We start from the raw sequence: 26,468 nt of genomic DNA, 5'->3' as shown, positions 1-26,468 counted from the left end.
GGCTCCCTGTGGGACCGGTCGACCTCGCCGTGAGTAATCGGGTCAGGCGTCGAACAGTCCGCGGATGTCGTCGGCGGAGAGGGACTGCGCGAACAGCGCCTCGTCGTCGAGAACCGCCGTGAACAGGCGCGCCTTCCGGCGCTGGAGTTCGAGCACCTTCTCCTCGATCGTGCCCGTGGCGATCATGCGGTAGACGAACACCTGACTGTCCTGACCGATGCGATGCGTGCGGTCGACGGCCTGCGCCTCGGCAGCCGGGTTCCACCACGGGTCGAGCAGGAAAACGTAGTCGGCCTCGGTGAGGGTGAGTCCGAATCCGCCGGCCTTCAGGCTGATCAGGAACACCGGCTGCTCCCCCGATGTGAAGCCGTCGACCACCTTCTGACGGTGACGCGTCGAACCGTCGAGATGCGCATACGGGATGCCTGCGGCATCGAGGCGCGCCGCAGCCATATCCAGAAATGAGGTGAACTGGCTGAACACGAGCGCCCGGTGGCCCTCGGCCTGCAGCTCGACCACCCGCTCGAGGAGCACGTCGAGCTTGCGGGAGCCGATCTTGGCGTCTTCCGGATCGATCAATCCGGGAGCGAGGCTGAGCATGCGCATGAGGGTCAGGGAGCGGAACACGATGAAGCGGTTGCGATCCAGGTCTTCCAGCAGCCCCAGCACCTTCTGCCGCTCGCGCTGAAGGACGACCTCGTAGAGCGCCCGGTGGGAGGAGCTCAGCTCGACTTCGAGGATCTGCTCCTGTTTCGCCGGCAACTCCGGCGCGACGAGCTCTTTGGTGCGCCGCAGCAGGAGTGGACGGATGCGACGGCGCAGCCGCTCGAGGCGGCGCTGGCGATACTCCCCACCCTCCTCGTTCTCGGGAACCTTGCCCTGCTCGATCGGCTGGATGTAGTCCTCGCGGAACTTCCGGGCCGAGGCGAAGAGCCCGGGCGCCGTCAGCTTGAGCAGCGCCCACAACTCGCTCAGACTGTTCTCCATCGGGGTTCCGGTGACCGCGAAGGTGACGTCGGCGCGGAAGGTCGCGACCGCACGGTGCAGCTTGGTCTCCGGGTTCTTGACGAACTGTGCTTCGTCGAGGACGAGACCGGCCCATTCGACACCGGCGTACACATCTTCGTCGAGTCGTGCGACCGCATAGGTCGTGATCACCAGGTCGATGTCGTGCAGCGAGTCGGTCAGCGCCGGACCCTGCGTGCTCGCCCTGACCAGCACGCGCAGCGTCGGCGCGAATCGCGCGGCCTCACCGCGCCAGGTCGCGAGGACAGACGTCGGAACGACGACGAGGAACGGTCGCCGCTCCCCCGCTTCGCGCGCGTGCATGATGAGTGCCAGCAGCTGCAGCGTCTTGCCGAGGCCCATATCGTCGGCGAGTATGCCGCCCAGCCGATGAGCCCACAGGAAGGCGAGCCAGTCCAGTCCCTCCTTCTGATACGGGCGGAGTTCGGCCGTGATCCCCTGCGGCACCGCCACAGCCGGTACCGAGCTCGCCCGACGCAGGCCGTCGGCCGTCGCCCGCCACGTCACGGCGGGAAGAGCCTCGTCGGCGAGATCTTCGAACTCCTCCCAGAGGTCGGTCTGGTGCCGGCTGATGCGGGGACCGGTCTCCCACTCCTCGAGCTCGCCGGCCTCGTCGATCAGCTCACGGAGACGATCCAGCGCGCGGTGACTCAGCGAGAAGTAGCCACCATCGGAGAGGAGGAGCTTCCTCTTCCCCGTGCTCAACGCCGTGAAGAGCGGACCGAACGGGATCGTCCGACCGTCGATCTTCACCAGGATGCCGAGATCGAACCAGTCGGGGTCGGTGCTCTCGACGGTGGTGACCGTGATCTCCGGCTCGCCCGTGAGCTCGTGATAGCTCTTGCTTCGACCCGTCACGGTCACCGTGACGCCCTCGGCCTCCAGTGCCGGCACCACACGGCTGACGAACTCCGCGGCCGCGACGTCGTGGAACGCGCCCGTCGGTGCGAGGTCCTCCCCCAGCCGTTCCGTCCACACGCCCTGGAGGGCCGCCAGGATGGCCTGCTCACCGGGGATGTCGCGCACCGCATCGACACTCGGCGCGAAGGGAACCAGTCCGAACCCGCGGTAGTCCCACTCGAACGTGTACTTGACGGTGTCGCCCCGCTGGAAAGACAGGGCCAGCACCGCGCGCGGTGCGGGAAGCGGCGGCAGCTCGATCCGGCCGACCGGGCGGACATCGATGCGACGCGCCAGCAGCGGATAGGCGTCACGGAAGAACGCCGCCTCGTCGCGAGCGGGCACCTCGAGGCCGTCTCCGGCGCCGAGCAGAGCGTGGACGGGTTGGCTGATCGGCACCTCCGCCAGCGTCACGCGGAGCGTCGTCCCGCGTTGCGCGACCTCGTACACCCCGCTGTGCCCGATGGGCCGCACGGCGGAGGGTTCCACCTCGCGGCCGTCGATCGTGACAGCCGGCTGCACGATGAGTCCGCCGTCGCCGCGTCCGACGGTCGCACCGATCGACGCGTGCTCCGCGAGTACGACGGTCGTGCTCTTCTGGGTGGCGACGAGGGGGATGCCGACGGCGGCCGCAGCGCGAAGGTGCCCCCATAGCAGGCCGGACTCGATCAGGTCGGCCACCAGCCAGTCGCCGGCAGTGCCGGAGAGGAGCGTGTCGCGCGCGATGCTGAGCAGGTCGGCGAACCACCGCGACCGATCGCGACCGTACTGCGTGGGCGAGCGGCGAACCGCGTCCCACGTCGCGGTGCCCTGCACCCAGGCCCCGGTCGCCGCGCTCTTCTCGAGCGGTCGGATTCCGAGCAGGAGCTCACCGGTGCGCTTTGCCACATCGCGCGCGGTCGCCGTGCGCTGCGGACGGGACGCCCACGGGTTCGCTCCTCGGCCGTCACGCAGTCGCAGTTCGACACCGAGTGCGAGCGGAGTCTCGGCGTCGTCCCGCGGCGAACCGAGGATCGACCGCCAGTCCGCCGATGATGACCCATCGGAGCGGGACGGATCGGACGCCAGGGACATGCCCCCATCCTCTCCGGCACCACCGACAGTGCCTCGCGCGGGGCAGGTCAGGCCGAGCGGGCCACCCGCGCCAGGACGCCGTGCACGAACGCGCCGGAGTCGTCGGTCGAGAACTCCTTCGCGAGCTCAACGGCCTCATCGATCGCGACGGCCGTCGGCACCTCGTCGTTGTAGAGGACCTCCCACACGGCGATGCGGAGCAGCGCGCGGTCTACCGCGGGCATCCGCTCGAGCTTCCAGTCGCGGCTGTGGGTCGTGATCTGCTCGTCGATCTCATCGCGCTGGTCGATGATGCCGTCGACGATCTCGCGCGCATAGAGCCAGGAGGCCTCGCGGGCCGGCTCGCTCGCCGCGCGCTTCGCCTCGGCGGCCAGGGTCACCGCGAGGTCGTCCCCGCGCACATCGGCGGAGAACAGGATGTCGAGAGCGCGCTTGCGCGCCTTCGTCCGGGCGCTCACGCCTTACTTCTCGCGGCCGAGGTAGTCACCCGTGCGGGTGTCGACCTTGACCTTGGTGCCGGTCTCGACGAACAGCGGCACCTGGATCTCGTAGCCGGTCTCGAGCGTCGCGGGCTTGGTGCCGGCCGACGAGCGGTCGCCCTGCAGGCCCGGCTCGGTGTAGGTGATCTCGAGGATCACGGACGCCGGAAGGTCGATGTACAGCGGGTTGCCGTTGTTCAGGGCGATGGTCACGGCCTGGTTCTCGAGCAGGAAGTTCTTCGCGTCGCCGACCGTCGCCGCGCCGACCGTGATCTGGTCGAAGTCGGTCTGGTCCATGAAGACGTAGCCGTCACCATCGGTGTACAGGTACGTGTAGTCGCGGCGGTCGACGTTCTCGATCTCGATCTTCGCGCCCGCGTTGTACGTACGGTCGACGACCTTGCCGGACACGACGTTCTTCAGCTTGGTACGCACGAACGCGCCACCCTTGCCGGGCTTGACGTGCTGGAACTCGATGACGCTCCAGAGCTGCCCGTCGATGCTGAGGACGACGCCGTTCTTGATGTCTGCGGTAGATGCCATGCGCTGCGAGTTCCGTTCGTGTGTCTGCGGGTTCGGACGAGGCCGACAGTCGAGTCTAAGGGATGACCGGCATGACCCCCGCACTCTGCCTGTCGTACGGTCCACCGTGCGCGAGTGGAGGCGGGCGGCGAATCGGCCCGTCGCACCCGAACATACGCCCGCAGCTCCGGCCCGCGCACCCCCGTTGACTCGCACGCGCGCGACGCTCAACCTGGAGGCGAAAGGAGGGCCGCTCATGCCCGGAAGAGCAGCGCGCAGACGGAGCGGACGTCCGGACGCCGGATGGGATCCGACGCTGGTGGCCAGTCAGCCGGCGCTGCGCACATCCTCCGGAACGGTCTGGCTCGTCGTCGCAGCGCTGTTCGCCGTCATGAGTCTCGTGCCCCTGGTGGCGATCGTGCTGGACGCGGGTCGAGCGGCTTCCGTCGCCCTGGTGACCGCGACGCTCGTGATCGGACTTCTCCTCGCGATGCTGGTGATCCGGTGGACGGTGCGTGAGGGACCGCCCCGGCTGCGCGCGCTGGCAGGCTGCTTCCTGACGATGGCGCTGATCGCACTCGTCGGAATGGTGATCTGCGTGATGATCGTCTGGACCCCGCTGGCGCGCTGAGGGCCCTTCGGTCAGAGGTGCGCGACCAGTTCGCGGACAGCGTCGGCGTATCCGTCGACACCCCGGCCGATGACGCGCACCGCCGCGACATCGTGCAGATAGGAGTGGTGGCGGAACTCCTCGCGAGCGTAGACGTCGGAGATGTGCACCTCGGCAAACGGCAGCGAGACGCCGGTCAGAGCGTCCCGCAGCACCACGGACGTGTGCGTGAGTCCGCCGGGGTTGATCACGATGGCCGCGCAGTCCTCCCGCGCGGCATGGATGGCGTCAATCAGGACGCCCTCGTGGTTGCTCTGCACCGCGCGCACCTCGAAGTCGAACTCCGAGGCGGCAGCGGCGGTGATCCGCTCCACGTCGGTGAGCGTCGCCGTGCCGTAGACCTCGGGTTCGCGCGTGCCCAGCAGATTCAGGTTCGGTCCGTTGACCAGGAGGATGCGGCGGCTCACGCACCCACCTCCTGGTAGGCGGCGAACATCAGCGATTCGTCGGGGGCCTGCAGCACGGTCGGCTTCGCGATGTCGTCGAGCAGGATGAAGCGGAGCATGCCGCCGCGGCTCTTCTTGTCGCGCTGCATCGTGGCGAGCAGCTGCGGCCACGCTCCGGCGCGGTACGACGTGGGAAGCCCCAGGGACTCGAGGATGGTGCGGTGGCGCTCGGCCGCGGCGTCGGAGAGTCGGCCCGCGAGGCGGGAGAGCTCCGCGGCGTACAGCATGCCCACCGAGATCGCGGCCCCATGCCTCCAGCGGTAGCGCTCGGCATGCTCGATCGCGTGCCCGAGCGTGTGGCCGTAGTTGAGGATCTCGCGCAGCCCTGCCTCGCGGAAGTCGTCCGAGACGACCTTCGCCTTCATGTCGATCGCGAGTTCGATCGTTCGACGGAACTCCTCGGTCGTCGTGTCGACGGCGCGTACGGGGTCGGCTTCGACGATGTCGAGGATCTCCGGCGCCCAGATGAACCCCGCCTTCACGACCTCGGCGTACCCCGCCGTCGCCTCGTTCGGGCTCAGGCTGGCGAGCTCGTCGAGGTCGCCGATCACTGCGCTGGGCGCCCAGAACGCGCCGACGAGATTCTTCCCCTCGGCCGTGTTGACCCCGGTCTTCCCGCCGACCGCGGCATCGACCAGCCCGAGGACGGTGGTCGGCACCTGGACCAGCTGCACACCGCGCAGCCAGGTCGCCGCGACGAACCCGGCGAGGTCGGTCACGGCACCGCCGCCGTAGCCCACGACGGCGTCGCTGCGGGTGAAGTCGGCCTGCCCCATCACCTGCCAGCAGAACGCGGCGACCTCGATGCGCTTGCCCTGCTCCGCGTCCGGGATCTCCGCGAGAAGAACGTCGCGGGGCCCGTCCGCCGTGTCGGCGAGGAGCCGGTCGCGCAGCTCGGCCGCACGCGCTGCGAGCGTCGGCGGGTGCACGACCAGGATCTTGCGCACACCCGGCGCGAGGGCGGCGGAGACCTGGTCGAGGATTCCTCGCCCGATCGTGATGTCGTAGGCGTCATTCCCGGTGACGCTGATGGTCGTCGTGCTCATCGCTGCTCTCTCCTCCATGCCACGATGTCGTCCGCGATCTTCTGCATCGGACGACGTGAGGTGTCGAAGGTCGCCGAGGCGACCTCGGCGTACCACCTCCGGCGCTCCTCGAAGATCTTTGTCCAGCGCTCCACCGGATCCTCCTCACCCGCAAGCAGTGGACGATTGCTGCCGCGGATCCTTCCGGCCACCGCGTCAGCGCTCACGGTCAGGAAGACGACCGGCTGATCCTTCAGCAGATCACGCGTGTCCGCCTGCGTCACCGCTCCGCCGCCCAGGGAGATCACACCGCCTTCGGACAGGGCCTCGGCCACGGCCGCACGCTCGAGCTCGCGGAAGTGCGGCTCTCCGTGCTCGGCGAAGATGTCGGGGATCGGCCCGTGAGCCGCGACGATGCGCTTGTCTGTGTCGACGAAAGCTACTCCCAGTCGACGCGCGACGCGCCGACCGACACTGGTCTTGCCGGCGGCCATCGGGCCGACCAGCACCAGCGTCAGAGGGTCAGCCTCGCTCGTCATGCGCGATGAGCGCTGCTTCGGACGCGGGCGTCGTGCGCAGCTCCGCCGGGATGCCCTCGAGGTACCCGTCGAGGTTGCGCCGGGTCTCGCGGATGCTGTCGCCGCCGAACTTCTCCAGCACGGCGTTCGCGAGCTCGACCGCGACCATGGCCTCGGCGACCACACCCGCAGCGGGGACGGCGCACACGTCGGAGCGCTGGTGGTGAGCGGTCGCATCGTCACCGGTCGCGATGTCGATGGTGCGCAGCGCGTGCGGCACCGTGGCGATCGGCTTCATCCCGGCGCGGACGCGCAGCACGGTTCCGGTGGACATGCCGCCCTCGGTGCCGCCGGCGCGGTCGGAGCCGCGGGTGATGCCGTCCGCCGTGGCGAACAGCTCGTCATGCGCCGCGGATCCTCGGCGCCGAGTGGTCTCGAAACCGTCGCCGACCTCGACGCCCTTGATCGCCTGGATACTCATCAGAGCCTGCGCGAGCCGGGCATCCAGACGGCGGTCCCAGTGCACGTGCGAACCCAGCCCGGGCGGGAGGCCGTATGCCAGCACCTCGACGATGCCGCCGAGCGTATCGCCGTCCTTCTTCGCATCGTCGACCTCGGCGACCATGAGCGCCGACGTCGCGGCGTCGAAGCAGCGGAGCGGATCGGCATCCAGGGCGTCCACGTCGTCAGGGGTGGGAAGAACAGACCCCGGGGGAACCTGCACCGGCCCGATCGAGAGCGTGTGGCTGACCAGACGGATGCCGAGCTCGCCGAGGAACGAACGGGCGATGGCGCCGAGCGCGACGCGCGCGGCCGTCTCACGCGCGCTCGCGCGCTCGAGGATAGGACGCGCCTCGTCGAAGTCGTACTTCTGCATGCCCACGAGGTCGGCATGCCCCGGACGCGGACGCGTCAGCGGAGCGCTGCGACCGCGGGACTTGTCGGTGAGCTCGACGGGCTCGGGGTTCATGACCTCGATCCACTTCGGCCACTCGGTGTTGCCGATACGCAGGGCGATCGGGCTTCCCAGGCTCTTGCCGTGTCGGACGCCGCCCGAGATGGTCAGCTCGTCCTGCTCGAACTTCATGCGGGAGCCGCGGCCATAGCCCAGCTTGCGGCGGGCGAGATCGGCCTGGATGGCCTCGGAGGAGACAGGGACGCCGGAGGGCAGACCCTCCATGACGGCGATGAGTTCTGGGCCGTGGGATTCGCCGGCCGTGAGCACGCGGAGCATTGCTCCAGTCTCCCACGGGTTCGGACCCCCGCTGCGCCGCGTTTCGTCGTGCGAGCGCGTCAGAGTGCCGCGCGCATGGCGGCGATGACCGAACCCTCGTCCCGGAGCGCGATCGCGGGATCGCCGTGATGGAAGATCCGGATCTGACGCACGGCCTGATGCAGCAGCATGCCGAGTCCCGAGATCACGGCCCCGTCGCCCCAGCTCGCCGCGAGAGCCGAGGGCCACGGGGCGTATGCGGCATCGAACAGCGCTCCCCCGCTCTCGGCCAGTGCTGTCGAGATGTGGGCGGGGAGCGTGGTCCCACTGGGCAGAGTCGCGATCGTGAGATCGGCGCGCGAGGGCTTCGCATCGAGCGGCTGCGCCTCCACCGCGACATCGATGCGCGCGCCGAGAGCCACGAGGCTCGACGCCCGTTCGGGTCGACGGGCATGCACGAACACCCGGCTCGCACCGATCTCGGATGCCGCGACGAGGGCAGAGGCCGCCGTGGCGCCGGCTCCGAGGATGCGCACCGTTCCTGCTTCGGTGACGCCCGCCTCGGCCAGCGCGTCGACGATCCCGCCGACATCGGTGTTGTAGCCCGCCGGCGACTCCCCGAGCAGCAGCGTGTTGACGGCGCCGGTGAGCTCGGCGTGGGCGTCGCGCGTCGCCGCCGCGCGGAACGCCGCCTCCTTCAACGGCATGGTCAGCGAGAGACCACGCCAGGAGTCGTCGAGTCCCGCGAGAGCGCCCGGGAACGCGTCGGACGCGACCTGACGGCGTCCGTATTCCCAGTCCACGCCGAGCACCCGGTAGGCCGCGGCGTGCAGGTCGGGCGACTTGGAGTGCGCGATCGGGTCTCCCCAGACCGCCAGGCGGGTACCGGTCACCGTCTCAGCAACCAGCGTCGGGGTTCGCCCGGCACCATTCGCGCCACTTCTCGATCCCCTGCTCGTGCTCGGACATCGTCTCCGAGAACTGCGTCTCTCCGGTGTCCAGATTGATCGTGACGAAGTAAAGCCAGGGGCCGTCCACCGGATGCATCGCCGCATCGATGGCAGCATCGCTCGGGCTCGCGATCGGGGTCGCGGGGAGTCCCTCGCGCTTATAGGTGTTCCACTCGTTGTCGCTCTCGAGCGCCTCCTTGGAGCTCGACACGACACCCTCGTGCAGCGATCCGTAGCCGTACTGGGCCGTCGAATCCATCTGCAGCAGCATGTCGATGTCCAGACGGTTCTGGATCACTCTCGACACCTTCGGGAAGTCGTCCAGCCTGCCTTCGCGCTGAATGATGGAGGCGATCGTCAGCACGCGCTGTGCGTCTTCGGGTGGCACTCCGGCCTCATCGAGCGCTTGGCGGGTGCGGTCGACCATCCGCTGGATGACCTGCGTCGGGGTGACCTCGGGATCGAACGTGTAGACGGCAGGGAACAGCCAGCCCTCGAGGCTCCGGGCGTCGACTCCGTATTGCGCCGGGTCCTTCACCACGGCCTCGAAATCGGCGAGCGGAAGACCGAGCGTCTCCGCCATGCCGGGCAGTGACGAGACGATCGTGGCGCCCTCGCCGACCGACACCGTGTTCTCGAGCTTGTTGGCCTCGTCCTCGAGAGCGGCGAGGGCAGCCTCGGCCGTCATCTTCTCCTGCAGGCGGTAGACCCCGGGGTAGAACGTCGGGTTGAGGCCCTCGTCCACCAGGTAGTCGTAGAACACATCCTCGGTCTTCGTGACGCCCGCTTCATGGAGGGCGACGGAGACCGGACCGCCGGTGTCGCCGTCCTTGATCGTGACCAGGGCTTCGCCACTCGCCTGCCCGGGTTCCCAATCCTTCGGCTCGCCCCAGCCCATCGCCTCGCTGATCTTGTCACCGTAGGTGTTCGCCACCCAGACGCCCGCTCCAGCGAGCCCGCCGATGATCGCGAGGACGATGATCAGCGCGATCAGGCATCCCTTGCGGCGTTTCTTCTTCGGCTTCGCGTCGACGTGATCGTCGTGCGGGGCGAAGAGGTCGTCGAGACCTCCGCCGATCACCGGTTCGGGTGCGGCGGTCGCCGACGGCGGTGTGACCACGGGGACGGCCCGCGTCGGTGTGTCGGCAGCGTCGGCGGACGCACGCACCGGGATCGGCGACGGAGCTTCGCCGCCGGAAGCGACCACCTCGTCGGCGGAAGCGCGCACCGGAACGGTCGATGGCGGGACGGGGATGCCTGATGCGCCCGTCCCGGGAGCGGCCGCGCCATCCCCGGATGCGGCCTCACGGGCTGCACGACGCGACCCCGGAGCGGGCGCGCTGTTGTCGACCGTGGGAATCTGCGTGGTCGGCTCGGGAAGGTTCTCGAACAGTTCCCCCAGGCGGGAGTCGGCGTCGTGCCGCGGCGTTCCGCTGTCGCGTTCGGACATCGTCAGGCGTGCTCCTCGTCGGGCGAGATGGCGGCACCGGCCGGGTTTCCGGTGCTCTTCTCCATGTCGATCGCCTGCTGCAGAAGCACCACGGCGGCGACCTGATCCACAATGCTACGAGACTTCTTCTGAGATCTCCCGGAACTGCGCAGGGCGGCGTGCGCGGAAACGGTGCTCAGCCGCTCGTCCACGAGCCGCACGACGATGCCGCTGCGCCGCTGGAGAGCGGCCGCGAACTCCCGTGCATCGGTGGTCGACGGCGTGTCGGTGCCCTGCATGTTCACCGGAAGTCCCACCACGAACTCCAAGGGCTCGTACTCCCCCGCCAGCTGGATGAGCCGGTCGATCGACGCCTCATCACGAGCCACCGTCTCGACCGGCACGGCGAGCATGCCGTCGGGGTCGCAGCGGGCGACGCCGACCCTCGCCCGACCCACGTCGATGCCGAGCCGCACACCGCGGCGGAAGCCGCTCACGCGACGTGCAGCTCCTGTGAGATGGCGTCGAGCGCCGCGGGAAGAGCCGACGCATCCGCGCCTCCGCCCTGGGCGACGTCATCGCGTCCGCCGCCACCGCCGCCGAGCACACCTGCGGCACGCTTCGCCAGTGCCCCCGCCTTCGCGCCGGCGGACCGAGCGGCGTCGTTCGTCGCGACGACCACGACCGGGCGACCGTTGACGACCGCGCCGAGGGCGACGACAGCGGCATCGGAGCCGAGGCGATCGCGAACCCCGTTGACGAGGTCGCGCACATCATCCGCGGAAGCGACGTCGCCGAGGTTCTGCGCCGCCAGTCGGAAGGATCCGACGCGTTTCGCCGCCTCGACGATGGCCGGGATCTGCCCCGCCCGCTCCTTGGATTCGAACTGGGCGATGCGCTTCTCCGCCGCCTTCAGACTCGCGGTGAGATCGGCGATGCGCTCGGGCAGCTGCTCACGGGGCGTCTTCAGCGAGCTGGTGAGCTGGGAGACGATGGCCCGCTCGGCCGCGAGCTCGCGGAAGGCATCAGCACCCACGAGGGCCTCGATGCGACGGTTGGACGCGCCGACGGACGATTCTCCGACCAGGCTGACCAGTCCGATCTCGGCACTCGTGCCCACGTGCGTTCCGGCGCACAGCTCGCGCGACCAGGGGCCGCCGATGTCGACCATGCGCACGACATCGCCGTACTTCTCGCCGAACAGCGCCATGGCGCCGGCTTCCTTCGCCTCGTCGAGGGAGACGATGCGCGTGGTCACCTCGAGGGCGTCCTGCACCGCGCGGTTCGTGATCTCCTCGATCTCACTGCGGGTGTCGGCGGAGAGCGCCTGCGACCACGAGAAGTCGAACCGCATGTAGCCGGCGCGGTTCAACGACCCCGCCTGCGTGGCAGTCGGTCCGAGCGTGTCGCGGAGAGCGGCGTGCACGAGGTGCGTGGCCGAGTGCGCCTGCCGTGCCGCGCGACGGTTGGCGGCGTCGACGACGGTCGTCGCGACGTCGTCGACCGCGACACTTCCGCGGGCGACCTCGACGGTGTGGCTGATGAGCCCGGGAACGGGCTTCTGCACGTCGAGGACCTCGAGCTCATAGCCCGGACCGACGATGGTGCCCTTGTCGGCGACCTGACCGCCCGACTCGGCATACAGCGTGGTCTCGCTGAGCACGACCTCGGCGATCTGCCCTTCGGCGGCGCTGCGCACCGGGACCCCGTCGACGAGGAGCCCGATCACACGGGACTCGACCTCGAGGGCCGTGTACCCGTCGAAGCCGGTCTCGCCCAGGGCGCGCAGGTCGCGGTAGACCGAGACGTCAGCGAGCTGACGCTTGCGATTGCGGGCGTCGTCCTTGGCGCGCTGACGCTGCTCCTGCATGAGAGTGTCGAACGCTGTGCGGTCGACCTCGAGCCCCGCCTCTTCGGCGACCTCGAGCGTGAGGTCGATCGGGAAGCCGTAGGTGTCGTGCAGCAGGAACGCCTCGGGGCCGCTGAGGGTCTTCCCGCCGCCCTTCTTCGTCTCGTCCAGCGCGAGGTCGAGGATCGTCGAACCAGCGACGAGGGTGCGGCGGAAGGTCTCCTCTTCGGCGAATGCCGACGCGGAGAGCACGGACCAGTCGGTCTCGAGCTCGGGGTACGTGGTCTTCATGACGTCGCGCGATGCGGCGAACAGCTCGGGGAACACCGGCTCGTCGACGCCGAGCAGACGCATGGAGCGGACAGTACGGCGCATGAGGCGGCGGAGGATGTACCCGCGCCCCTCATTGGACGGACGCACTCCGTCGGAGAGGAGCATGAGCGAGGAGCGCACGTGGTCGGCGACGACGCGGAAGCGCACGTCGTCTTCGTGCTGCACACCGTAGGGGCGCCCCGAGAGCTCGACGGCGCGGTCCAGCACCGGACGCACCTGATCCGACTCGTACATGTTCTCGACGCCCTGCTTGAGGAAGGCGACGCGCTCGAGTCCCATGCCGGTGTCGATGTTCTTCATCGGCAGCTCACCGACGATGTCGAACTCGGTCTTACCGCGGATGTTCTCGATGAAGTCCTGCATGAACACGAGGTTCCAGATCTCCAGGAACCGCGAGTCGTCGACGGCGGGGCCGCCGTCCTTGCCGTATGCCGGGCCGCGATCGAAGAAGATCTCGGAGTCGGGGCCGCCAGGACCGGGCTGTCCGGTGTTCCAGTAGTTGTCCGCTCGCCCCAGTCGCTGGATGCGCTCGGGCTTCAGTCCGATGATGTCGCGCCAGATGGCCTCGGCCTCGTCATCGGTCTCGTAGACGGTCACCCAGAGGTCCTTCTCGTCGAAGCCGAGACCGCCGTCGGACTCGGAACTCGTCAGCAGCTCCCAGGCGTAGCGGATCGCGCCTTCCTTGAAGTAGTCGCCGAACGACCAGTTGCCGAGCATCTGGAAGAACGTGCCGTGACGCGCGGTCCGGCCGACCTCTTCGATGTCGTTCGTGCGGATGCACTTCTGCACGTCGGCGATACGCGGGTGAGGCGCAGGAACGACGCCCGTGAGATACGGGATCATCGGCACCATGCCGGCGACCGTGAACAGCAGCGACGGGTCGTCGCTGACCAGGGAGGCCGAGGGGACGATGAGGTGGTCGTTCTTCTCGAAGAAGTCGAGGTAACGCTGCGCGATCTCCGCAGTTTTCATAGAGTGCCGGGTGTCCTTGCGTGAAGATGCCGCGCCGGAGCGCTGCTGCGGTGGTTCAGTTCTTGCCCGGCTCCGTGAGCCGTGCCTCCTGCTCGCGGTAGGCGTCGCCGATGATCGCTGTGAAGCCGTTGATGCGGGCGTCGACCTCGGCGAGGATGTCGTGACCGCGCGGGTCCTTGTTCATGAAGTGAGCCGCGACGAAGCCGCCGATCACACCGATCAGGAACCACTGCAAGCTCTTCATGTCGTCATCCTTGCCCTTGACCCGCGAAGGCGCGGTGTCACCATCGTATGCCGAAACGACAAGAGGCGTCGGGTCACCCCGACGCCTCTTGCGTTGATGCTCTCAGAGAGCAGCGTGAGCGATGCTCAGCGAGCCGCGTAGTACTCGACGACGAGCTGCACTTCGCAGGTCACGGGGACCTCGGCGCGCTTCGGACGGCGAACCAGACGCGACTGGAGCTTGTCGAGCTCGACCTCGAGGTAGCCGGGAACGGGGGGCAGGACCTCGGCGTGACCGCCGGCTGCTGCCACCTGGAAGGGCTCGGTGCCCTCGCTCTTGGGCTTGACGTGGATGAGCTGACCCGGCTTCACGCGGAACGATGGGCGGTCGACGAGCTGGCCGTCGACGAGGATGTGACGGTGCACGACGAGCTGGCGAGCCTGTGCGGTGGTGCGGGCGAAGCCCGACCGCACCACGAGTGCGTCGAGACGCATCTCGAGGAGCTCGACCAGGTTCTCACCGGTCAGACCGTCGTGACGACGGGCCTCGTTGAACGTGTTGCGCATCTGCTTCTCGCGGATGCCGTACTGCTCGCGCAGACGCTGCTTCTCACGCAGACGGACGGCGTAGTCGCTGTCTGCCTTGCGCTTGGTGCGGCCGTGCTCACCCGGAGCGTAGGGACGCTTCTCGAGGTAGCGGGCGGCCTTCGGGGTGAGCGGGATGCCGAGGGCACGGCTCAGACGCACCTTGCGGCGGTCCTGGGACTTCGTGGTCACGAAGTTGTCCTTCCGATGACGTGGTCGCGACTTTCACGACTCACGGACGTATCGTCCGCGTTCTGCCTTGGAGCGCACGCCGGGGCGCCAGCAAGGTGTGGTGTGAACGAGGAGATGCCCGAAAACACGGTTTCGAGCCGCTCAAGTCTAACAGATCGAGGATCCGCGCCCGATCGCGCGGGTCACCGGTCGCCGAGGATGCGGCGGATGCGCTCCAGTCGCGAACCGATGTCGCGCTCGGCACCCAGATTCTTCGGCTCGTAGTAGTGCTTGCCGTCGAGCTCGTCCGGCAGGTATTGCTGCGGCACGACGCCGTACTCGCTGTCGTGGGAGTAGACGTAACCGCGGCCGTGCCCGAGGCGTTTGGCCCCCGGATAGTGCGCGTCGCGCAGGTGCAGTGGCACACGTCCGAAGCCGCCGGAGCGGATGTCGGCGATCGCGGCGTCGATCCCGACGTAGGCGGCGTTGGATTTCGCGGTGGTCGCGAGATAGACGGTCGCCTCGGCGAGCGGGATGCGCCCCTCTGGCATGCCGATGAACGCGACGGCATCGGCGGCGGCGACCGCGATGATGAGGGCCTGAGGATCGGCGAGACCGACGTCTTCCGACGCCGAGATCACCAGGCGTCGCGCGATGAACCGCGGGTCCTCCCCCGCCTCGATCATTCGCGCGAGGTAGTGCAGCGCGGCATCGGGGTCGGAGCCCCTGATCGACTTGATGAACGCACTGATGACGTCGTAGTGCTCGTCGCCCTGACGGTCGTAGCGCAGCAGTGCCTTGTCGACCGCCTGGGCGACGTCGTCGGCCGAGACTTCGGGCACCGTCGCCGTATCGTCTGAATCGTCTTCCGCGGCCTCGTCCGGCTGATCCACCGCAGCGGAAGCGTGTGAGCGGGCGACCGCAGCGCCGGCCTCGAGACCGGTGAGCGCGCGTCTGGCGTCTCCCGAAGCGAGGCGGATCAGCGCAGCCCGCGCCTCGGCACTCAGGGCGACGGCACCGTTCAGCCCCCGCGCATCGACGACGGCGCGATCCACGAGCACGCCGATGTCGTCGTCGGTGAGCGGCTGCAGCGTGAGCAGCAGCGAACGCGACAGCAGCGGAGAGATCACGGAGAACGACGGGTTCTCGGTGGTCGCGGCGATCAGGATCACCCACCCGTTCTCGACGCCGGGCAGCAGGGCATCCTGCTGCGCCTTCGTGAACCGGTGGATCTCATCGAGGAAGAGAATCGTCGTCTGGCCGTAGAGGTCTCGCTGCGTGATCGCCTCCTGCATCACCTCGCGCACATCCTTGACGCCCGCCGTGATGGCGGACAGTTCGACGAAGCGTCGACCCGACGAGCGGGCGATCGCCTGCGCGAGGGTGGTCTTCCCGGTGCCCGGCGGACCCCACAGGATGATCGACACCGCACCCGGCGATGCCGCATCCGGATCGGCGAGGGCGACGATGGGAGACCCTGCACGCAGCAGATGCCGCTGGCCCGCGACCTCATCGAGCGAGATCGGGCGCATGCGCACGGCGAGAGGCGTCTGCCCGGAGAGCAGCGCGGCAGGGGAGGTCATCCCTCCAGGCTACCGGCGGCCCCTGACACTTCGGGCGGGCGCGCTCGCCCCGGTAGGCTCTCAGCGATGCCGCGCACCGGTGTCGGAACAGGAGATCCAGGCATGGCCGCACGCGGTTCCAAGAACGCACAGTCACGCACCGCCGCAGAGCGCGCGCGACTGCACACCGCGCGCACCCAGTGGCACGAGGGGCAGATCCGCCGCCGCGTCCGCGACAACACGATCGCCGCGATCGTCGGCAGCCTCATCGTCGTCGCCGCGATCGGCAGCCAGGTCGTGCACGCGCAGGTGACGGCACCGAAACCCACACCGACGCCCAGCGTCGAGCCGACGACCACGCCGACCGACTCGCCGACGACGGCTCCGACCGACGCACCGTCGGAGAGCCCGGCACCGGTCCCCTCGGAGGCCCCGGCCGAGTAGCACCCGGGCCGGCGGAAACCGCTAACCGCGACTCGGCAGCACGTACGACGACGGATCCGCTTCGAGGCGGGCGCCGACCAGAGTGTGCAGCGCCGGGTAGGCAGAGGCGTCGCCGACCAGGATTCCCCCGAGCAGCGTGTGCGCGTCTCCCGCCAGCACCAGCTTCCGATAGACCCCGGCGACGGGATCTGCGTAGAGCACGTCGACCGCGTCCGGCGTCCGAGCCAGCGCATCCCCGAAGCTCGCGACATCGACGCCGGCCAGCGTGATCGCAGCGGATTCGTCGAATCCGGAGAAACTCGCTTCCTGGCCGAGGATGCGCCCCACCGCCACGTCGGCCATGTCGCGGGCCGGAGCGACGAGACCGAAACGACGTCCGTCGAGACTGGCGACCTCGCCGATGGCCAGCACCGCCGGATCCGAGGTCCGGCAGGCGTCGTCGATGATGACGCCTCCGTAGGGATGAACCGCGATCCCGGCGTTGCGGGCGAGCTCGTCGCGCGCTCGCAGCCCGACCGTGAACACGACGACGTCCACACGCTGGAAGGAGCCGTCCTGGAACTCGATCGCCGTGACGACGCCGGATTCGTCCGGGTCGAGCCGTGTGACGCGCGTCCCGGTGCGCACTGCGATCCCCCGCGCCTGCAGATGACGTTTCACGATGCTTCCCGCGGTGCCGTCGAGCTGCGTCGCCATCAGCCGATCGGCGTACTGCACCACCGTGGCGTCGACCCCGATCGCCTGCAGCGCACCGGCAGCCTCGAGTCCGATGGGGCCTCCGCCGACGACCACCCCGCGCAGATCCCTCTCCAGCTCCGACGCGCGTGCGCCCACGAAGTCCCGCAGCGCCTCCGCATCCTCGACGGTGCGATACGAGAAGCAGCCGGGAAGTGCCGCACCCTCCACCGCGATCCGGCCCGCGGCCGCGCCGGTGGCGAGCACCAGCACGTCGTACCGATGCACGTGACGCGACCGGGTCCGCACCGTCTGCGCCCGACGGTCGATGTGCAGCACACGATCGTCCAGAATTACCTCGATCCGGTAGTCCTCGAACGCTGCGAACGGCAGCGGGAGATCGTCAGCCGAGCCACCGAGGAACAGCTCCCGTAGGCGCGTGCGGTCGTACGGTCGGCGGCCCTCGTCGCCGATCACTGTGACGCGCACGTCATCGCCGGCCCGCTGCACGAGCTGCTCGACGAAACGCTGCGCCGCCATCCCCGCACCGACCACGACGATCTCGGTGACGAGTGGATGATTCATCGGTGCAGCTCCTGTCGGCGGCGATCGTGCCGTAACCGCGACGCTATTCGGCCCGTGTTTCCCGGATGTCACGCGACGTGTTTCGCGCCGCGAACGATCGCATCACGGATGGATAACGACAGTCATCTCACACGGCGATGAACGGGAAGTGAGGGATTCGCTCCACAGTCGTAACTTCCGGTGCTGCCCCCGGAAACGCGGCTCGCGCATGCTCGAGTCAGTCGAGCATCCGTGCTCCCGTCCCCGTGGAGGTCCTGTGTCCTACATCAAGCCCGCCGAGCTCGCCACGCGCATGGTCGATGCCGGCGCGTACAAACTGCAGCTGTCCACCCGCGACACTCTGATCCGCGCCTTCATGGGCGCGGCACTGCTCACGATCGCCGCCGCCTTCGCCGTCACCGTCTCCACCCAGACCGGACAGCCGCTCCTGGGCGCCGTGCTCTTCCCGGTCGGCTTCGTGATGCTCTATCTGCTGGGCTACGACCTGCTCACCGGCGTCTTCACGCTCGGACCGCTCGCCGTGCTCGATCGTCGTCCCGGTGCCACGTTCGGAGCGCTGATGCGCAACTGGGGGCTCGTCTTCCTCGGCAACTTCGGCGGCGCCTTCCTGGTGGCGATCCTGATGGCCATCTACTTCACCTACGGGTTCTCGACCGCCCCCAGCGCCGTGGGCGAGGCGATCAGCGAGATCGGCCATGGGCGCACGGTCGGATACGCGGACCACGGTGCCGCCGGCATGCTGACGCTCTTCATCCGCGGCGTGCTGTGCAACTGGATGGTCTCCACCGGCGTGGTCCTCGCGATGGTGTCGGACAGCACCATCGGCAAGATCGTCGCGATGTGGCTGCCGATCATGCTCTTCTTCTACATGGGCTTCGAGCACTCGATCGTGAACATGTTCCTGTTCCCCTCCGGCCTTCTGATGGGCGCCGACTTCACCGTCTGGGACTACCTCGTCTGGAACGAGATCCCGACGGTCGTGGGCAACCTCGTCGGCGGCCTGCTCTTCGTCGGTCTGCCGATCTACTACACGCACGGCCGCCCGAAGGTTCGGGCCGCCCGCGAGGCGCGTCGAACCGAGCGCCGGTCGCGCGTGGCGGCCGTCGCGACGACCGCAGCGGAGGAGCCCGTGCAGGGCATCGACAACACCACGGCGGAGCGAGAGCCGTCGCGGGTCTGACCGAAGACGCACGGAAGGGGCGGATGCTTCGGCATCCGCCCCTTCCGCGTCCTGCGCCGGATCAGGCGGAGCGGAAGCGCTCGACGATCACTTCGGCGATGCGCGGGTCGGCCCCCAGCGGAGCGGAGACGAGATCTGCTCCCGATCGCTCCACGAGACCGGCGAAGTACCCCGGCGCGAGGACATGGCTCGCCGCAATCACCCGGGATGCGCCGTTCTGCCGCGCGATGGTGACGGCATCGGCGATGCGGGGCTCGATCGCCGACGCGTACCCGATCGTGACCGGCACCGGGATCAGGTCGGCGAGGTGCGCCGCCGCCGTCGTCACATCGGCCACCGCCGCAGGATTGCTGGAGCCGGCCGCCGCGAGCACGACGTGATCGCCGGGAAGCCAGCGGTCGTGCACCGCCGTGCGCAGCCGCGCTCGCAGCACCTCGGCGATCAGCGGGTGGGTGCCCAGAGGCGCCCCCTGCCGAACCCCGTCGTAGGGACTCACGGCGCGCACGATGTCGACCGCGGTGTGGAACCCCACCGAGAGCAGCAGTGGCACCACGACGACGTCATCGTCGAGATGCTCCCGTTCGACGACCTCCGACACCGCCGGCTCCTGCACATCGACGAAGGCCTGGACGACTCTCGTGGTCGGAATGCGCTCACGCACCAGGTCGACGATCTCTTCGACCGTGCGACGTCCGGCCGGTGAATCCGTGCCGTGGGAGCAGGCGACGAGAGTGGTCATCGGGGTTCCTCCACGGTGAGTCGGTAGCCGCGTTTGACGATGGTCTGGATCGCCGCAGCGCCGCCCAGCGCCTCGCGCAGCCGCGCCACAGCCATCTCCACGGCGTGGGCGCTCTCGCCTCCTCGCGGCAATGCGAGTCCCAGCTGTTCCCGAGAGAGCACGCGACCAGCCGCGTCGAAGAGCTCGCTCAGGATGCTCGCGCCGGCGCGGGAGAGCGGAATGAACTCGCCATCGATCAGGACACCGCCGCTGCGCATCTCCATCGCGCCCAGAGCCGTGTGCAGATGCGGGGCGGCACCCGAGGCGTAGTGGTCGACCACGCAGCGCACCAGAGACCCGAGGCGCCCCCGCGCGGCCAGAGTGGCCTTGAGCCCGGCATCCGTGAGCGGGACGGCCGTGATCGGCCCGACGGCGGCCAGCAGCAGGCGCCCGGACGCGGCTCGGCGACGGATCGATTCGAGCGCATCAGCGCGGACGGCCGTCTTGACCCACTCTGCGGCACCGGGGGCGGAGGTGAAGAGCACGGCGTCCACTTCACCGGCACCCGCCTGCACGACGGAGCGGCGCACGATCTGAGGGTCCGGCGGCGGACCCCACCGATACACGGTGATGCTGACCACGTCCGCCCCGAGCCGCGACAGGAGGGTGTCGAGCCCGTCGGCGCCCGCGCCGTGATGCTGGATCGCGATCCGTCGCCCGAGCACTCCTTCGGCGGCGAGGTACTCCCCCACCTCCGCGGAGGTCTCGGACTCGGCCACCCAATCGGCCACGAATCCCGCCTGCTGGATCGCCCCGTGCGCCTTGGGCCCTCGTGCGATGAACTGCGCGCCGGCCAGCGCGCCGGTGAGCTCCTCGGCCAGATCGTTCTCGTGGGCGGCATCCATCCACCCGCGGAACCCCACCCCGGTCGTCACGATCACGATGTCGGGAGGGGCCGCGATGAGATCGCGGGTGCGGGCGATGAGGACCTCATCGTCCTCATTGGGGATGATGCTCAGGGCCGGGGCACGGTAGACCTGGCCGCCGCGTCGTTCGAGCGCCGAGACGAGGTCGCCGGAACGCCTGTCTGCGGCCACGACGATGGTGCATCCGGCCAGTACCGGAGTCAGTGGAGCACGGATCGTCACGCCAGAACAGCCCCGAGGGAGTCCGAGGACGGGAGGAGCAACGTCTCGGCCGCGACCTCTCCGATCACGATCACCGCAGGGTTGCGGAGGCCGACGACCTGCGCGTCGGCGACAGCGCGTCCGAGGGTGGTACGCGTCGTGCGCTGTTGAGCGGTGTGGCCGCTCTCGACGAACGCCATCGGCCGATCCGCCGGCACGCCGTGCGCGAGCGCCGCAGCCACCAGACGGTCGAGGGCGGCCACGCCCATCAGCACGACCGTGGTCACCGTCGCATCGGCCAGAGCCGCGAGCGTGCCCTCGCCGATCCTGCCCTGACCGTTCACGACATGGAATGCCGCCGCCGTGCCGCGATGCGTGACCGGGATTCCCGCAGCCTGGGGAACGGCGATGGCGCTCGAGACACCCGGAGTGATCTCGACCGGGATACCCGCCGCGAGGCACGCCTGCATCTCCTCGCCGCCGCGTCCGAAGACGAACGGATCCCCGCCCTTGAGCCGGACGACGCGCCGGCCGCTCGCTGCCCGCTCCACGATGATCCGGTTGATCTCCTCCTGCGGCACCGGGTGCCGACCGGGGATCTTCCCCACGTCGATCACCTCGACGTCGGGATCGAGCCCGCGGACGATCTCGGCACCGGGTCCCAGCCGGTCGGTCACGACGACGTCCGCTTCGGCGATCAGGCGCCGGGCACGCACCGTCATCAGGTCCACGGGCCCCGGTCCGCCTCCGACCAGGTCGACGCGTCCGCTCCGACCGGCACGGCGCCGGCGGAGCGGCAGGCGTCCTTCGCCCACGAGGTCGACGATCGCATCCCGGACGGCGACGGACCGACGGGGATCCGCACCGACCGTACTGGTCACCGCGACGGTCACGTCGCCGACCTCGGCCTGTGCGGTGAGCCTGGTCGACCCGTGGGCACCGTCCGACGCGTTGATGCACAGGATCCGCTTGCGCTCGCACCGCTCTGCGACTTCGCGGTCGACGCGAGCATCACCCGTGGCCGCGTGCACGAGCCAGGCGCCGGTCACATCCGATCCGCGGAAGCGACCCGGACGCCAGGCGAGTCCGAAACGCTCGACCAGCAACGCGGTGTCCGGGTGCAGAGCGGGGGCGACGAGCCGCACGCACGCTCCTTCTTCGAGGAAGCGTCGGAGCCTGCGCGCGGCCACGGCTCCACCGCCCACCATGAGCACATCGCGTCCGGCGAGGTCGATTCCCAGCATCACGGTCATCGCGTCTCCTCGATGTTCAGCTCGATCTGACCTTCGCGAACGGTGACATCCCACACCCGCAATGCCGCCGGCGCCTTGCCCTGCGTGTCCAGGCATTCGCCCGTGCGCAGGTCGAAGACCTGCTTGTGCATCGGCGATGCCAGCGTCGGCACATCGCCCCGCGTGCCCACGATCCCGCGGGACATCACGTGGGCGCCGCTGTAGGGGTCGAGGTTCGACACCGCATGCACCGTGCCGTCGGCGAGGAGGAACAGTGCGATCTGGACCGTGCCGAACAGCGCCGCCCTGCCCCTCTCCACCTCGAGGTCGTTGAGCGCGCACACGCGGACCCGCGTTCCGGTCTCGACTCCGAGCGTCATCGCCGCACCTCCAGAGTCGTGCCCGCGATGAGGACGGACGCGTCCGATCGTTCCTCCGTCGTCGCCGGCCGCACCTGACCGCGCTCGGGCACATAGGCCAGAGAAGGGTCAGGGGTGTCGGTCGCGTTCACGAAGGACTCGAAGCGCCGAAGCTTCACCGGGTCGCGCAGGGTCGCCGCCCACTCGTCCTCATAGCGGTCGACGTGCACGCTCATGGCCGCGTCGAGGTCATCGCAGATGCCCAGGCTGTCGTCGAAGATCACCTCGCGCAGGCCGTCGAGCCCGCCGTGGAGCTCGGCGCACCACCCCGCCGTGCGCTGCAGGCGGTCCGCCGTGCGGATGTAGTACATGAAGAAGCGGTCGATCGCGCGGATGAGGCCCTCATCGTCGAGGTCGGCGGCGAGCAGCTCCGCGTGCCGCGGCGAGAACCCGCCGTTGCCGCCGACGTACATGTTCCAGCCCGTCTCGGTGGCGATCACACCCACGTCCTTCGAACGGGCCTCCGCGCACTCGCGCGCGCACCCCGACACACCGACCTTGAGCTTGTGCGGCGCGCGCAGACCGCGATACCGCAGCTCGAGGCGCACGGCCATGCCGACGGCGTCGAGCACCCCGTACCGACACCAGGTCGAGCCGACGCACGACTTCACCGTGCGCAGCGCCTTGCCGTACGCCTGTCCGGACTCGAACCCGGCGTCGACCAGTCGCTGCCAGATCTGCGGCAGCTGCTCGAGCCGGGCGCCGAACATGTCGATCCGCTGCCCACCGGTGATCTTCGTGTACAGCCCGTATGTCTCGGCGATGTTCCCGATCGCGATCAGCCCCGCGGGGGTGACCTCGCCGCCCGGCATCCGCGGCACCACCGAGTAGGTTCCGTCCTTCTGCATGTTGGCCATCACGTGGTCGTTTGTGTCCTGCAGAGCGGCGTTCTCGCCGTCCAGCACATGCGCTCCGACGAGCACCGAGAGGATGCTCGCGAGGGCCGGCTTGCAGATGTCGCAGCCGCGGCCGGTCCCGAAACGGTCGATGATGGCGCTGAACGTCGTCAGTTCGGACACCCGCACCGCATCGAAGAGCTGGCGACGCGACATCGAGAAGTGCTCGCACAGGGCGTCCGACGTCGCCTGCCCGAGTTTCGTCAGCTCCTGGCCGACGATCTTCTTGACCGCGAAGATGCAGGAACCACAGGTGGCACCGGCCTTGGTGCAGGCCTTCACGGCGGCGGCGTCCGTGCACCCTTCGGTGTGCACCGCCTCGCGGATCCGCCCGGCCGTCACGTTCGAGCAGGAGCAGACGACCGCCTCCGCCGGCAGCTCGCTGTCGGGTACCGACGTGCCGCCCTCCGGCATCAGGTAGGCGGCGGGATCCGCGCCCAGCGCTGCTCCCACCAGAGGTCGGAGCGAGCCGTATGCCGAGGCGTCCCCGACCAGGATGCCGCCCAGCAGTGTCTTCGCGTCGTCCGAGAGGACGAGCTTCTTGTAGACCCCGTTGACCGGGTCGGTGTACACGACATCCAGTGCGTTCGGGGTGGTCGCGAAGGCGTCGCCGAAGCTCGCGACATCGACACCCGAGAGCTTGAGCTTCGCGGAGTCGTCGTAGCCGGGGAACGTCGCGTCGCCGCCGAGAAGCCGAGTGGCTGCCACCTCCGCCATGGCGTATCCGGGGGCCACGAGACCGACGGAGCGTCCTTCGTAGCTGGCGACCTCGCCGATCGCGAGGATGTCTTCGTCTGCCGTGCGACACCTCGAATCGATCAGCACGCCCCCGCTGGGGTGCACGGCGAGTTGGGCGAGGCGGGCGAGCGAATCCTGCGGGCGCACGCCGACGGTGAAGATCACGATGTCCGTCTCGTGCATCGTGCCGTCCTGGAACTGCAGGGCCGAGACCGAGCCCGATGCATCCGGATCCAACCGCGTCGTCCGGGTTCCCGTCCGCACGTCGATGCCCTTCGACTCGATGAGGCGACGCAGGATGGTGCCGCCGGCGAGATCGAGCTGGGCGGACATGAGACGGTCGGATGACTGCACCACCGTGCAGTCGACGTCGAGACCCTGCAATGCGCCGGCCGCCTCCAGGCCCAGCAGCCCGCCGCCGATCACAGTCCCCCGCAACGGACGGCCGAGTGCCGTCGCGCGGTGCCGCACGAACGCGTCGATCGCGGCGACATCGTCGAGCGTGCGATAGACGAAGCAGCCCGGAAGGTCCGCACCGTCGACGGCCGGCCGCATGGCATACGAGCCCGTCGCGAGGACGAGTGTCCCGTAGGTGTGGACCGCACCCGAACGTGTGCGCACCGTGCGACCGACCCGATCGATTCCGACGACGCGATCGTCGCCGATGAAGCGCACCCGGTCGTCCCGGAGCGTCTGCGCGTCGAGTGCGAGGTCATCGGCGCCGGCGCCCGAGAAGAAGGAGGTCAGGCCGACGCGGTCGTACGGCGGTCGCGCCTCCTCACCGATGACGGTGACGGTCGGCACCGCGCCTGCTCCGCGGAGCAGGCTCTCGACGAATCGGTGCGCGACCATCCCGGCCCCCACCACCACGACATCCGACGATGTGCTCTCCCGAACGATCACGAGCCCTCCTCTGTCCGTGGACTCGACGATAGGGACACGGTGTTTCGCGAAAGGCCGGGGCGGTGTTACGCCGATCGAACGTTCTCCTCACAACTCGATAACAGTCCTGTGAGAACCCCCGACGGCCGAGTCCGACGGCCCGGCGCGGGGCGTACTAGGCTGAGCCTCGTCCTTTCCGCCTCCCGCGGCCCTACCGCGCAAGGAGAATCACGTGTCTGCCACCGAGCCTTCGAAGCCGACTCCCCCTGTCCCCGCACCGCCTGCTGTGCCGATGCCGCCGAAGACGCCGAAGCCGGCAGCGGTGACGCCCGCGGCTCCCGCGCCGTCGCCCGCCGCGTCCTCGACCTCCGCAGAATGGGGCCGCGTCTCCGACGACGGCACCGTCGAGGTGCGCGAAGGCGACGTCTGGCGGGTCGTCGGCCAGTACCCCGACGGCACGCCCGAAGAGGCGCTCGCCTACTTCGTGCGCAAGTTCGACGACATCGCTTTCAAGGTGCACACGCTCGAACAGCGTCACCAGGCGGGCGGCGCTTCGGCGAGCGACCTCGCGAAGCAGGCTGCTCACCTGATCGACGAAGCGACGGATGCCGCGGCTGTGGGAGACCTCGCCGGACTCCGCGACCGGCTGAACGCCCTCACCTCCTCGCTGTCCGAGGCCACCGAGCAGGAGGCCCAGCAGGCCAAGGAGCTCGTCGACAAGGCGATCGCCGAACGCACTGCGCTCGTCGAGAAGGCCGAGGCCATCGCCGCGCGCGATCTCAGCAAGGTGCAGTGGAAGCAGGTCACCGCCGAGCTCGGCGAACTCTTCGACGCATGGCAGGCCCAGCAGCAGAGCGGTCCTCGTCTCTCCAAGGGCATCTCCCAGCAGCTCTGGAAGCGATTCCGTGATGCGCGCGCCGTGGTCGACAAGCAGCGTCGAGCCTTCTACTCCGAACTCGACGACGCGCACAAGAGCGCACGCGACGTGAAGACCCGCCTGGTCGAGCGTGCCGAGGCCCTCGCTCCGCGTGGCACCGACGGGATTCCCGCCTACCGCACACTGCTCGACGAGTGGAAGGCAGCCGGCCGCGCCGGGCGCAAGGCAGACGACGCGCTCTGGGCACGGTTCAAGGCCGCGGGCGACGCGCTGTATGCGGCTCGTGCCGAGCAGTCCGCCGCCGAGGAAGCCGAATCCGCGCCGAAGATCGAGGCCCGAGAGGCTCTCCTCGAAGAGGCCAAGGCCGTCGCCGACGAGTCGAACATCAAGCGCGCTCGCGCGCTGCTGACCCGCATCCAGCGTCAGTGGGACGAGATCGGCCGCATCTTCCCGCGGGACAAGGAGCGCGCGCTCGACGACAAGCTCCGCACGATCGAGCAGGGCCTGAAAGCCCGCGAAGACGTGGACTGGAAGAAGAACAACCCCGAGACGAAGGCGCGCGCGAACGACATGAGCTCGCAGCTGCTGGAGGCGATCGAGAAGCTCGAAGCCGAGGTCGCCGCTGCCGAGAAGGCCGGCGACAAGAAGGCGGCCAAGGAGGCCGCTGACGCTCTCGAGGCTCGCCGTGCCTGGCTGAGCGCTCTGGGCGGCTGACCCTTCTCCACAGGTCTCCGCGACCGTCTCGAACG

At 69.1% G+C, this 26,468-nt stretch carries 24 protein-coding genes; 4 read left to right on the top strand and 20 right to left on the bottom strand.

Annotation, left to right across the window (positions count from 1 at the left end; all coding sequences use genetic code 11):
• Positions 1–42: 42 nt before the first annotated feature.
• The 3 genes from ACWGO6_RS00490 to efp are packed head-to-tail and all read right to left on the bottom strand — an operon-like array spanning position 43 to position 4,022.
• Complete coding sequence (locus ACWGO6_RS00490; protein ID WP_452325571.1) at positions 43–3,000, bottom strand: DEAD/DEAH box helicase; 2,958 nt, start codon at positions 2,998–3,000, stop codon at positions 43–45.
• 47 nt (positions 3,001–3,047) lie between these two features.
• Positions 3,048–3,458 (bottom strand): transcription antitermination factor NusB, encoded by a 411-nt coding sequence (gene nusB, locus ACWGO6_RS00485; RefSeq protein WP_136043954.1) that lies wholly within the window; start codon positions 3,456–3,458, stop codon positions 3,048–3,050.
• Between the two features lie 3 nt (positions 3,459–3,461).
• Positions 3,462–4,022, bottom strand: coding sequence for an elongation factor P (efp, locus tag ACWGO6_RS00480; protein ID WP_029263344.1), 561 nt, complete (start codon positions 4,020–4,022; stop codon positions 3,462–3,464).
• Positions 4,023–4,257: 235 nt separating this feature from the next.
• On the opposite strand from efp, the gene ACWGO6_RS00475 reads away from it, so the two are divergent.
• The gene (locus ACWGO6_RS00475) at positions 4,258–4,632 is read left to right on the top strand and encodes a hypothetical protein (RefSeq protein ID WP_452325570.1); all 375 of its coding nucleotides are present in this window, start codon (positions 4,258–4,260) and stop codon (positions 4,630–4,632) included.
• Between the two features lie 11 nt (positions 4,633–4,643).
• Here ACWGO6_RS00475 and aroQ read toward each other — a convergent pair whose 3' ends face one another.
• From aroQ to ACWGO6_RS00420, 11 genes are all read right to left on the bottom strand, one after another.
• Positions 4,644–5,078, bottom strand: coding sequence for a type II 3-dehydroquinate dehydratase (aroQ, locus tag ACWGO6_RS00470; protein WP_376105983.1), 435 nt, complete (start codon positions 5,076–5,078; stop codon positions 4,644–4,646).
• The gene (gene aroB / locus ACWGO6_RS00465) at positions 5,075–6,163 is read right to left on the bottom strand and encodes a 3-dehydroquinate synthase (protein ID WP_452325569.1); all 1,089 of its coding nucleotides are present in this window, start codon (positions 6,161–6,163) and stop codon (positions 5,075–5,077) included. Before aroB ends, aroQ begins: the two co-directional genes overlap by 4 nt.
• The gene (locus ACWGO6_RS00460) at positions 6,160–6,681 is read right to left on the bottom strand and encodes a shikimate kinase (RefSeq protein WP_136043958.1); all 522 of its coding nucleotides are present in this window, start codon (positions 6,679–6,681) and stop codon (positions 6,160–6,162) included. Before ACWGO6_RS00460 ends, aroB begins: the two co-directional genes overlap by 4 nt.
• On the bottom strand, positions 6,665–7,894 hold the full coding sequence (aroC, locus tag ACWGO6_RS00455) for a chorismate synthase (RefSeq protein ID WP_136043959.1): 1,230 nt from the start codon (positions 7,892–7,894) through the stop codon (positions 6,665–6,667). The genes ACWGO6_RS00460 and aroC overlap by 17 nt, the downstream gene beginning before the upstream one ends.
• Positions 7,895–7,953: 59 nt before the next feature.
• Positions 7,954–8,766, bottom strand: a complete 813-nt coding sequence (locus tag ACWGO6_RS00450; protein WP_240745194.1) for a shikimate dehydrogenase family protein — start codon at positions 8,764–8,766, stop codon at positions 7,954–7,956.
• Between the two features lie 4 nt (positions 8,767–8,770).
• A complete protein-coding gene (gene mltG / locus ACWGO6_RS00445; protein WP_452325568.1) occupies positions 8,771–10,273 on the bottom strand; it encodes an endolytic transglycosylase MltG in 1,503 nt (500 codons plus the stop codon).
• Positions 10,274–10,275: 2 nt separating this feature from the next.
• Complete coding sequence (gene ruvX, locus ACWGO6_RS00440; protein ID WP_452325567.1) at positions 10,276–10,749, bottom strand: Holliday junction resolvase RuvX; 474 nt, start codon at positions 10,747–10,749, stop codon at positions 10,276–10,278.
• Positions 10,746–13,406 (bottom strand): alanine--tRNA ligase, encoded by a 2,661-nt coding sequence (gene alaS / locus ACWGO6_RS00435; RefSeq protein ID WP_452325566.1) that lies wholly within the window; start codon positions 13,404–13,406, stop codon positions 10,746–10,748. Before alaS ends, ruvX begins: the two co-directional genes overlap by 4 nt.
• A gap of 55 nt (positions 13,407–13,461) precedes the next feature.
• Positions 13,462–13,650, bottom strand: a complete 189-nt coding sequence (locus tag ACWGO6_RS00430; RefSeq protein ID WP_105721276.1) for a hypothetical protein — start codon at positions 13,648–13,650, stop codon at positions 13,462–13,464.
• Positions 13,651–13,775: 125 nt separating this feature from the next.
• On the bottom strand, positions 13,776–14,405 hold the full coding sequence (gene rpsD / locus ACWGO6_RS00425; protein ID WP_029263334.1) for a 30S ribosomal protein S4: 630 nt from the start codon (positions 14,403–14,405) through the stop codon (positions 13,776–13,778).
• Between the two features lie 182 nt (positions 14,406–14,587).
• Complete coding sequence (locus ACWGO6_RS00420) at positions 14,588–15,967, bottom strand: replication-associated recombination protein A (protein WP_452325565.1); 1,380 nt, start codon at positions 15,965–15,967, stop codon at positions 14,588–14,590.
• Between the two features lie 102 nt (positions 15,968–16,069).
• Here ACWGO6_RS00420 and ACWGO6_RS00415 point away from each other — a divergent pair, with 102 nt between their 5' ends.
• Positions 16,070–16,390 carry a hypothetical protein gene (locus ACWGO6_RS00415; RefSeq protein WP_452325564.1) on the top strand — a complete coding sequence of 107 codons (321 nt, stop codon included), beginning with the start codon at positions 16,070–16,072 and terminating at the stop codon, positions 16,388–16,390.
• Between the two features lie 21 nt (positions 16,391–16,411).
• Here ACWGO6_RS00415 and ACWGO6_RS00410 read toward each other — a convergent pair whose 3' ends face one another.
• On the bottom strand, positions 16,412–17,650 hold the full coding sequence (locus ACWGO6_RS00410; RefSeq protein ID WP_452325563.1) for an NAD(P)/FAD-dependent oxidoreductase: 1,239 nt from the start codon (positions 17,648–17,650) through the stop codon (positions 16,412–16,414).
• Positions 17,651–17,906: 256 nt separating this feature from the next.
• Between ACWGO6_RS00410 and ACWGO6_RS00405 the strand changes: the two genes are divergently transcribed.
• Positions 17,907–18,830, top strand: a complete 924-nt coding sequence (locus tag ACWGO6_RS00405) for a formate/nitrite transporter family protein (protein ID WP_240745195.1) — start codon at positions 17,907–17,909, stop codon at positions 18,828–18,830.
• Between the two features lie 61 nt (positions 18,831–18,891).
• Here the strand turns inward: ACWGO6_RS00405 and ACWGO6_RS00400 are convergent, their stop codons facing one another.
• From ACWGO6_RS00400 to nirB, 5 genes are read right to left on the bottom strand one after another with little or no spacing between them, the layout of a single operon-like run.
• The gene (locus tag ACWGO6_RS00400) at positions 18,892–19,569 is read right to left on the bottom strand and encodes a sirohydrochlorin chelatase (protein ID WP_452325562.1); all 678 of its coding nucleotides are present in this window, start codon (positions 19,567–19,569) and stop codon (positions 18,892–18,894) included.
• A complete protein-coding gene (locus ACWGO6_RS00395) occupies positions 19,566–20,696 on the bottom strand; it encodes a uroporphyrinogen-III synthase (RefSeq protein ID WP_452325561.1) in 1,131 nt (376 codons plus the stop codon). Before ACWGO6_RS00395 ends, ACWGO6_RS00400 begins: the two co-directional genes overlap by 4 nt.
• Complete coding sequence (gene cobA / locus ACWGO6_RS00390) at positions 20,693–21,928, bottom strand: uroporphyrinogen-III C-methyltransferase (protein ID WP_452325560.1); 1,236 nt, start codon at positions 21,926–21,928, stop codon at positions 20,693–20,695. Before cobA ends, ACWGO6_RS00395 begins: the two co-directional genes overlap by 4 nt.
• Entirely contained in the window at positions 21,925–22,287 is a 363-nt protein-coding gene (gene nirD / locus ACWGO6_RS00385; RefSeq protein WP_136043969.1) for a nitrite reductase small subunit NirD, read from the bottom strand. Before nirD ends, cobA begins: the two co-directional genes overlap by 4 nt.
• Positions 22,284–24,812 (bottom strand): nitrite reductase large subunit NirB, encoded by a 2,529-nt coding sequence (gene nirB / locus ACWGO6_RS00380; RefSeq protein WP_240745204.1) that lies wholly within the window; start codon positions 24,810–24,812, stop codon positions 22,284–22,286. The genes nirD and nirB overlap by 4 nt, the downstream gene beginning before the upstream one ends.
• Before the next feature lie 262 nt (positions 24,813–25,074).
• On the opposite strand from nirB, the gene ACWGO6_RS00375 reads away from it, so the two are divergent.
• Complete coding sequence (locus ACWGO6_RS00375) at positions 25,075–26,433, top strand: DUF349 domain-containing protein (protein ID WP_205820450.1); 1,359 nt, start codon at positions 25,075–25,077, stop codon at positions 26,431–26,433.
• The last annotated feature ends 35 nt before the right edge of the window (positions 26,434–26,468 follow it).

The sequence above is a fragment of the Microbacterium sp. NPDC055665 genome (assembly GCF_053618035.1).
Note: the sequence above shows the minus strand (reverse complement) of the source record. Positions and strands in the feature narration are given on the sequence as shown.

What these genes read in the sequence shown, in the direction of transcription:
- ACWGO6_RS00430 (WP_105721276.1), bottom strand. Translation starts at nt 13,650, where the DNA reads ATGAAGAGCTTGCAGTGGTTCCTGATCGGTGTGATCGGCGGCTTCGTC.
- nirD (WP_136043969.1), bottom strand. Translation starts at nt 22,287, where the DNA reads ATGACGCTCGGAGTCGAGACCGGAACGCGGGTCCGCGTGTGCGCGCTC.
- aroC (WP_136043959.1), bottom strand. Translation starts at nt 7,894, where the DNA reads ATGCTCCGCGTGCTCACGGCCGGCGAATCCCACGGCCCAGAACTCATC.
- ACWGO6_RS00420 (WP_452325565.1), bottom strand. Translation starts at nt 15,967, where the DNA reads ATGACCTCCCCTGCCGCGCTGCTCTCCGGGCAGACGCCTCTCGCCGTG.
- alaS (WP_452325566.1), bottom strand. Translation starts at nt 13,406, where the DNA reads ATGAAAACTGCGGAGATCGCGCAGCGTTACCTCGACTTCTTCGAGAAG.
- efp (WP_029263344.1), bottom strand. Translation starts at nt 4,022, where the DNA reads ATGGCATCTACCGCAGACATCAAGAACGGCGTCGTCCTCAGCATCGAC.
- nirB (WP_240745204.1), bottom strand. Translation starts at nt 24,812, where the DNA reads ATGGTCGCGCACCGATTCGTCGAGAGCCTGCTCCGCGGAGCAGGCGCG.
- cobA (WP_452325560.1), bottom strand. Translation starts at nt 21,928, where the DNA reads ATGACCGTGATGCTGGGAATCGACCTCGCCGGACGCGATGTGCTCATG.
- mltG (WP_452325568.1), bottom strand. Translation starts at nt 10,273, where the DNA reads ATGTCCGAACGCGACAGCGGAACGCCGCGGCACGACGCCGACTCCCGC.
- ACWGO6_RS00460 (WP_136043958.1), bottom strand. Translation starts at nt 6,681, where the DNA reads ATGACGAGCGAGGCTGACCCTCTGACGCTGGTGCTGGTCGGCCCGATG.
- ACWGO6_RS00475 (WP_452325570.1), top strand. Translation starts at nt 4,258, where the DNA reads ATGCCCGGAAGAGCAGCGCGCAGACGGAGCGGACGTCCGGACGCCGGA.
- aroB (WP_452325569.1), bottom strand. Translation starts at nt 6,163, where the DNA reads ATGAGCACGACGACCATCAGCGTCACCGGGAATGACGCCTACGACATC.
- ACWGO6_RS00410 (WP_452325563.1), bottom strand. Translation starts at nt 17,650, where the DNA reads ATGAATCATCCACTCGTCACCGAGATCGTCGTGGTCGGTGCGGGGATG.
- ACWGO6_RS00490 (WP_452325571.1), bottom strand. Translation starts at nt 3,000, where the DNA reads ATGTCCCTGGCGTCCGATCCGTCCCGCTCCGATGGGTCATCATCGGCG.
- ACWGO6_RS00400 (WP_452325562.1), bottom strand. Translation starts at nt 19,569, where the DNA reads ATGACCACTCTCGTCGCCTGCTCCCACGGCACGGATTCACCGGCCGGA.
- ACWGO6_RS00415 (WP_452325564.1), top strand. Translation starts at nt 16,070, where the DNA reads ATGGCCGCACGCGGTTCCAAGAACGCACAGTCACGCACCGCCGCAGAG.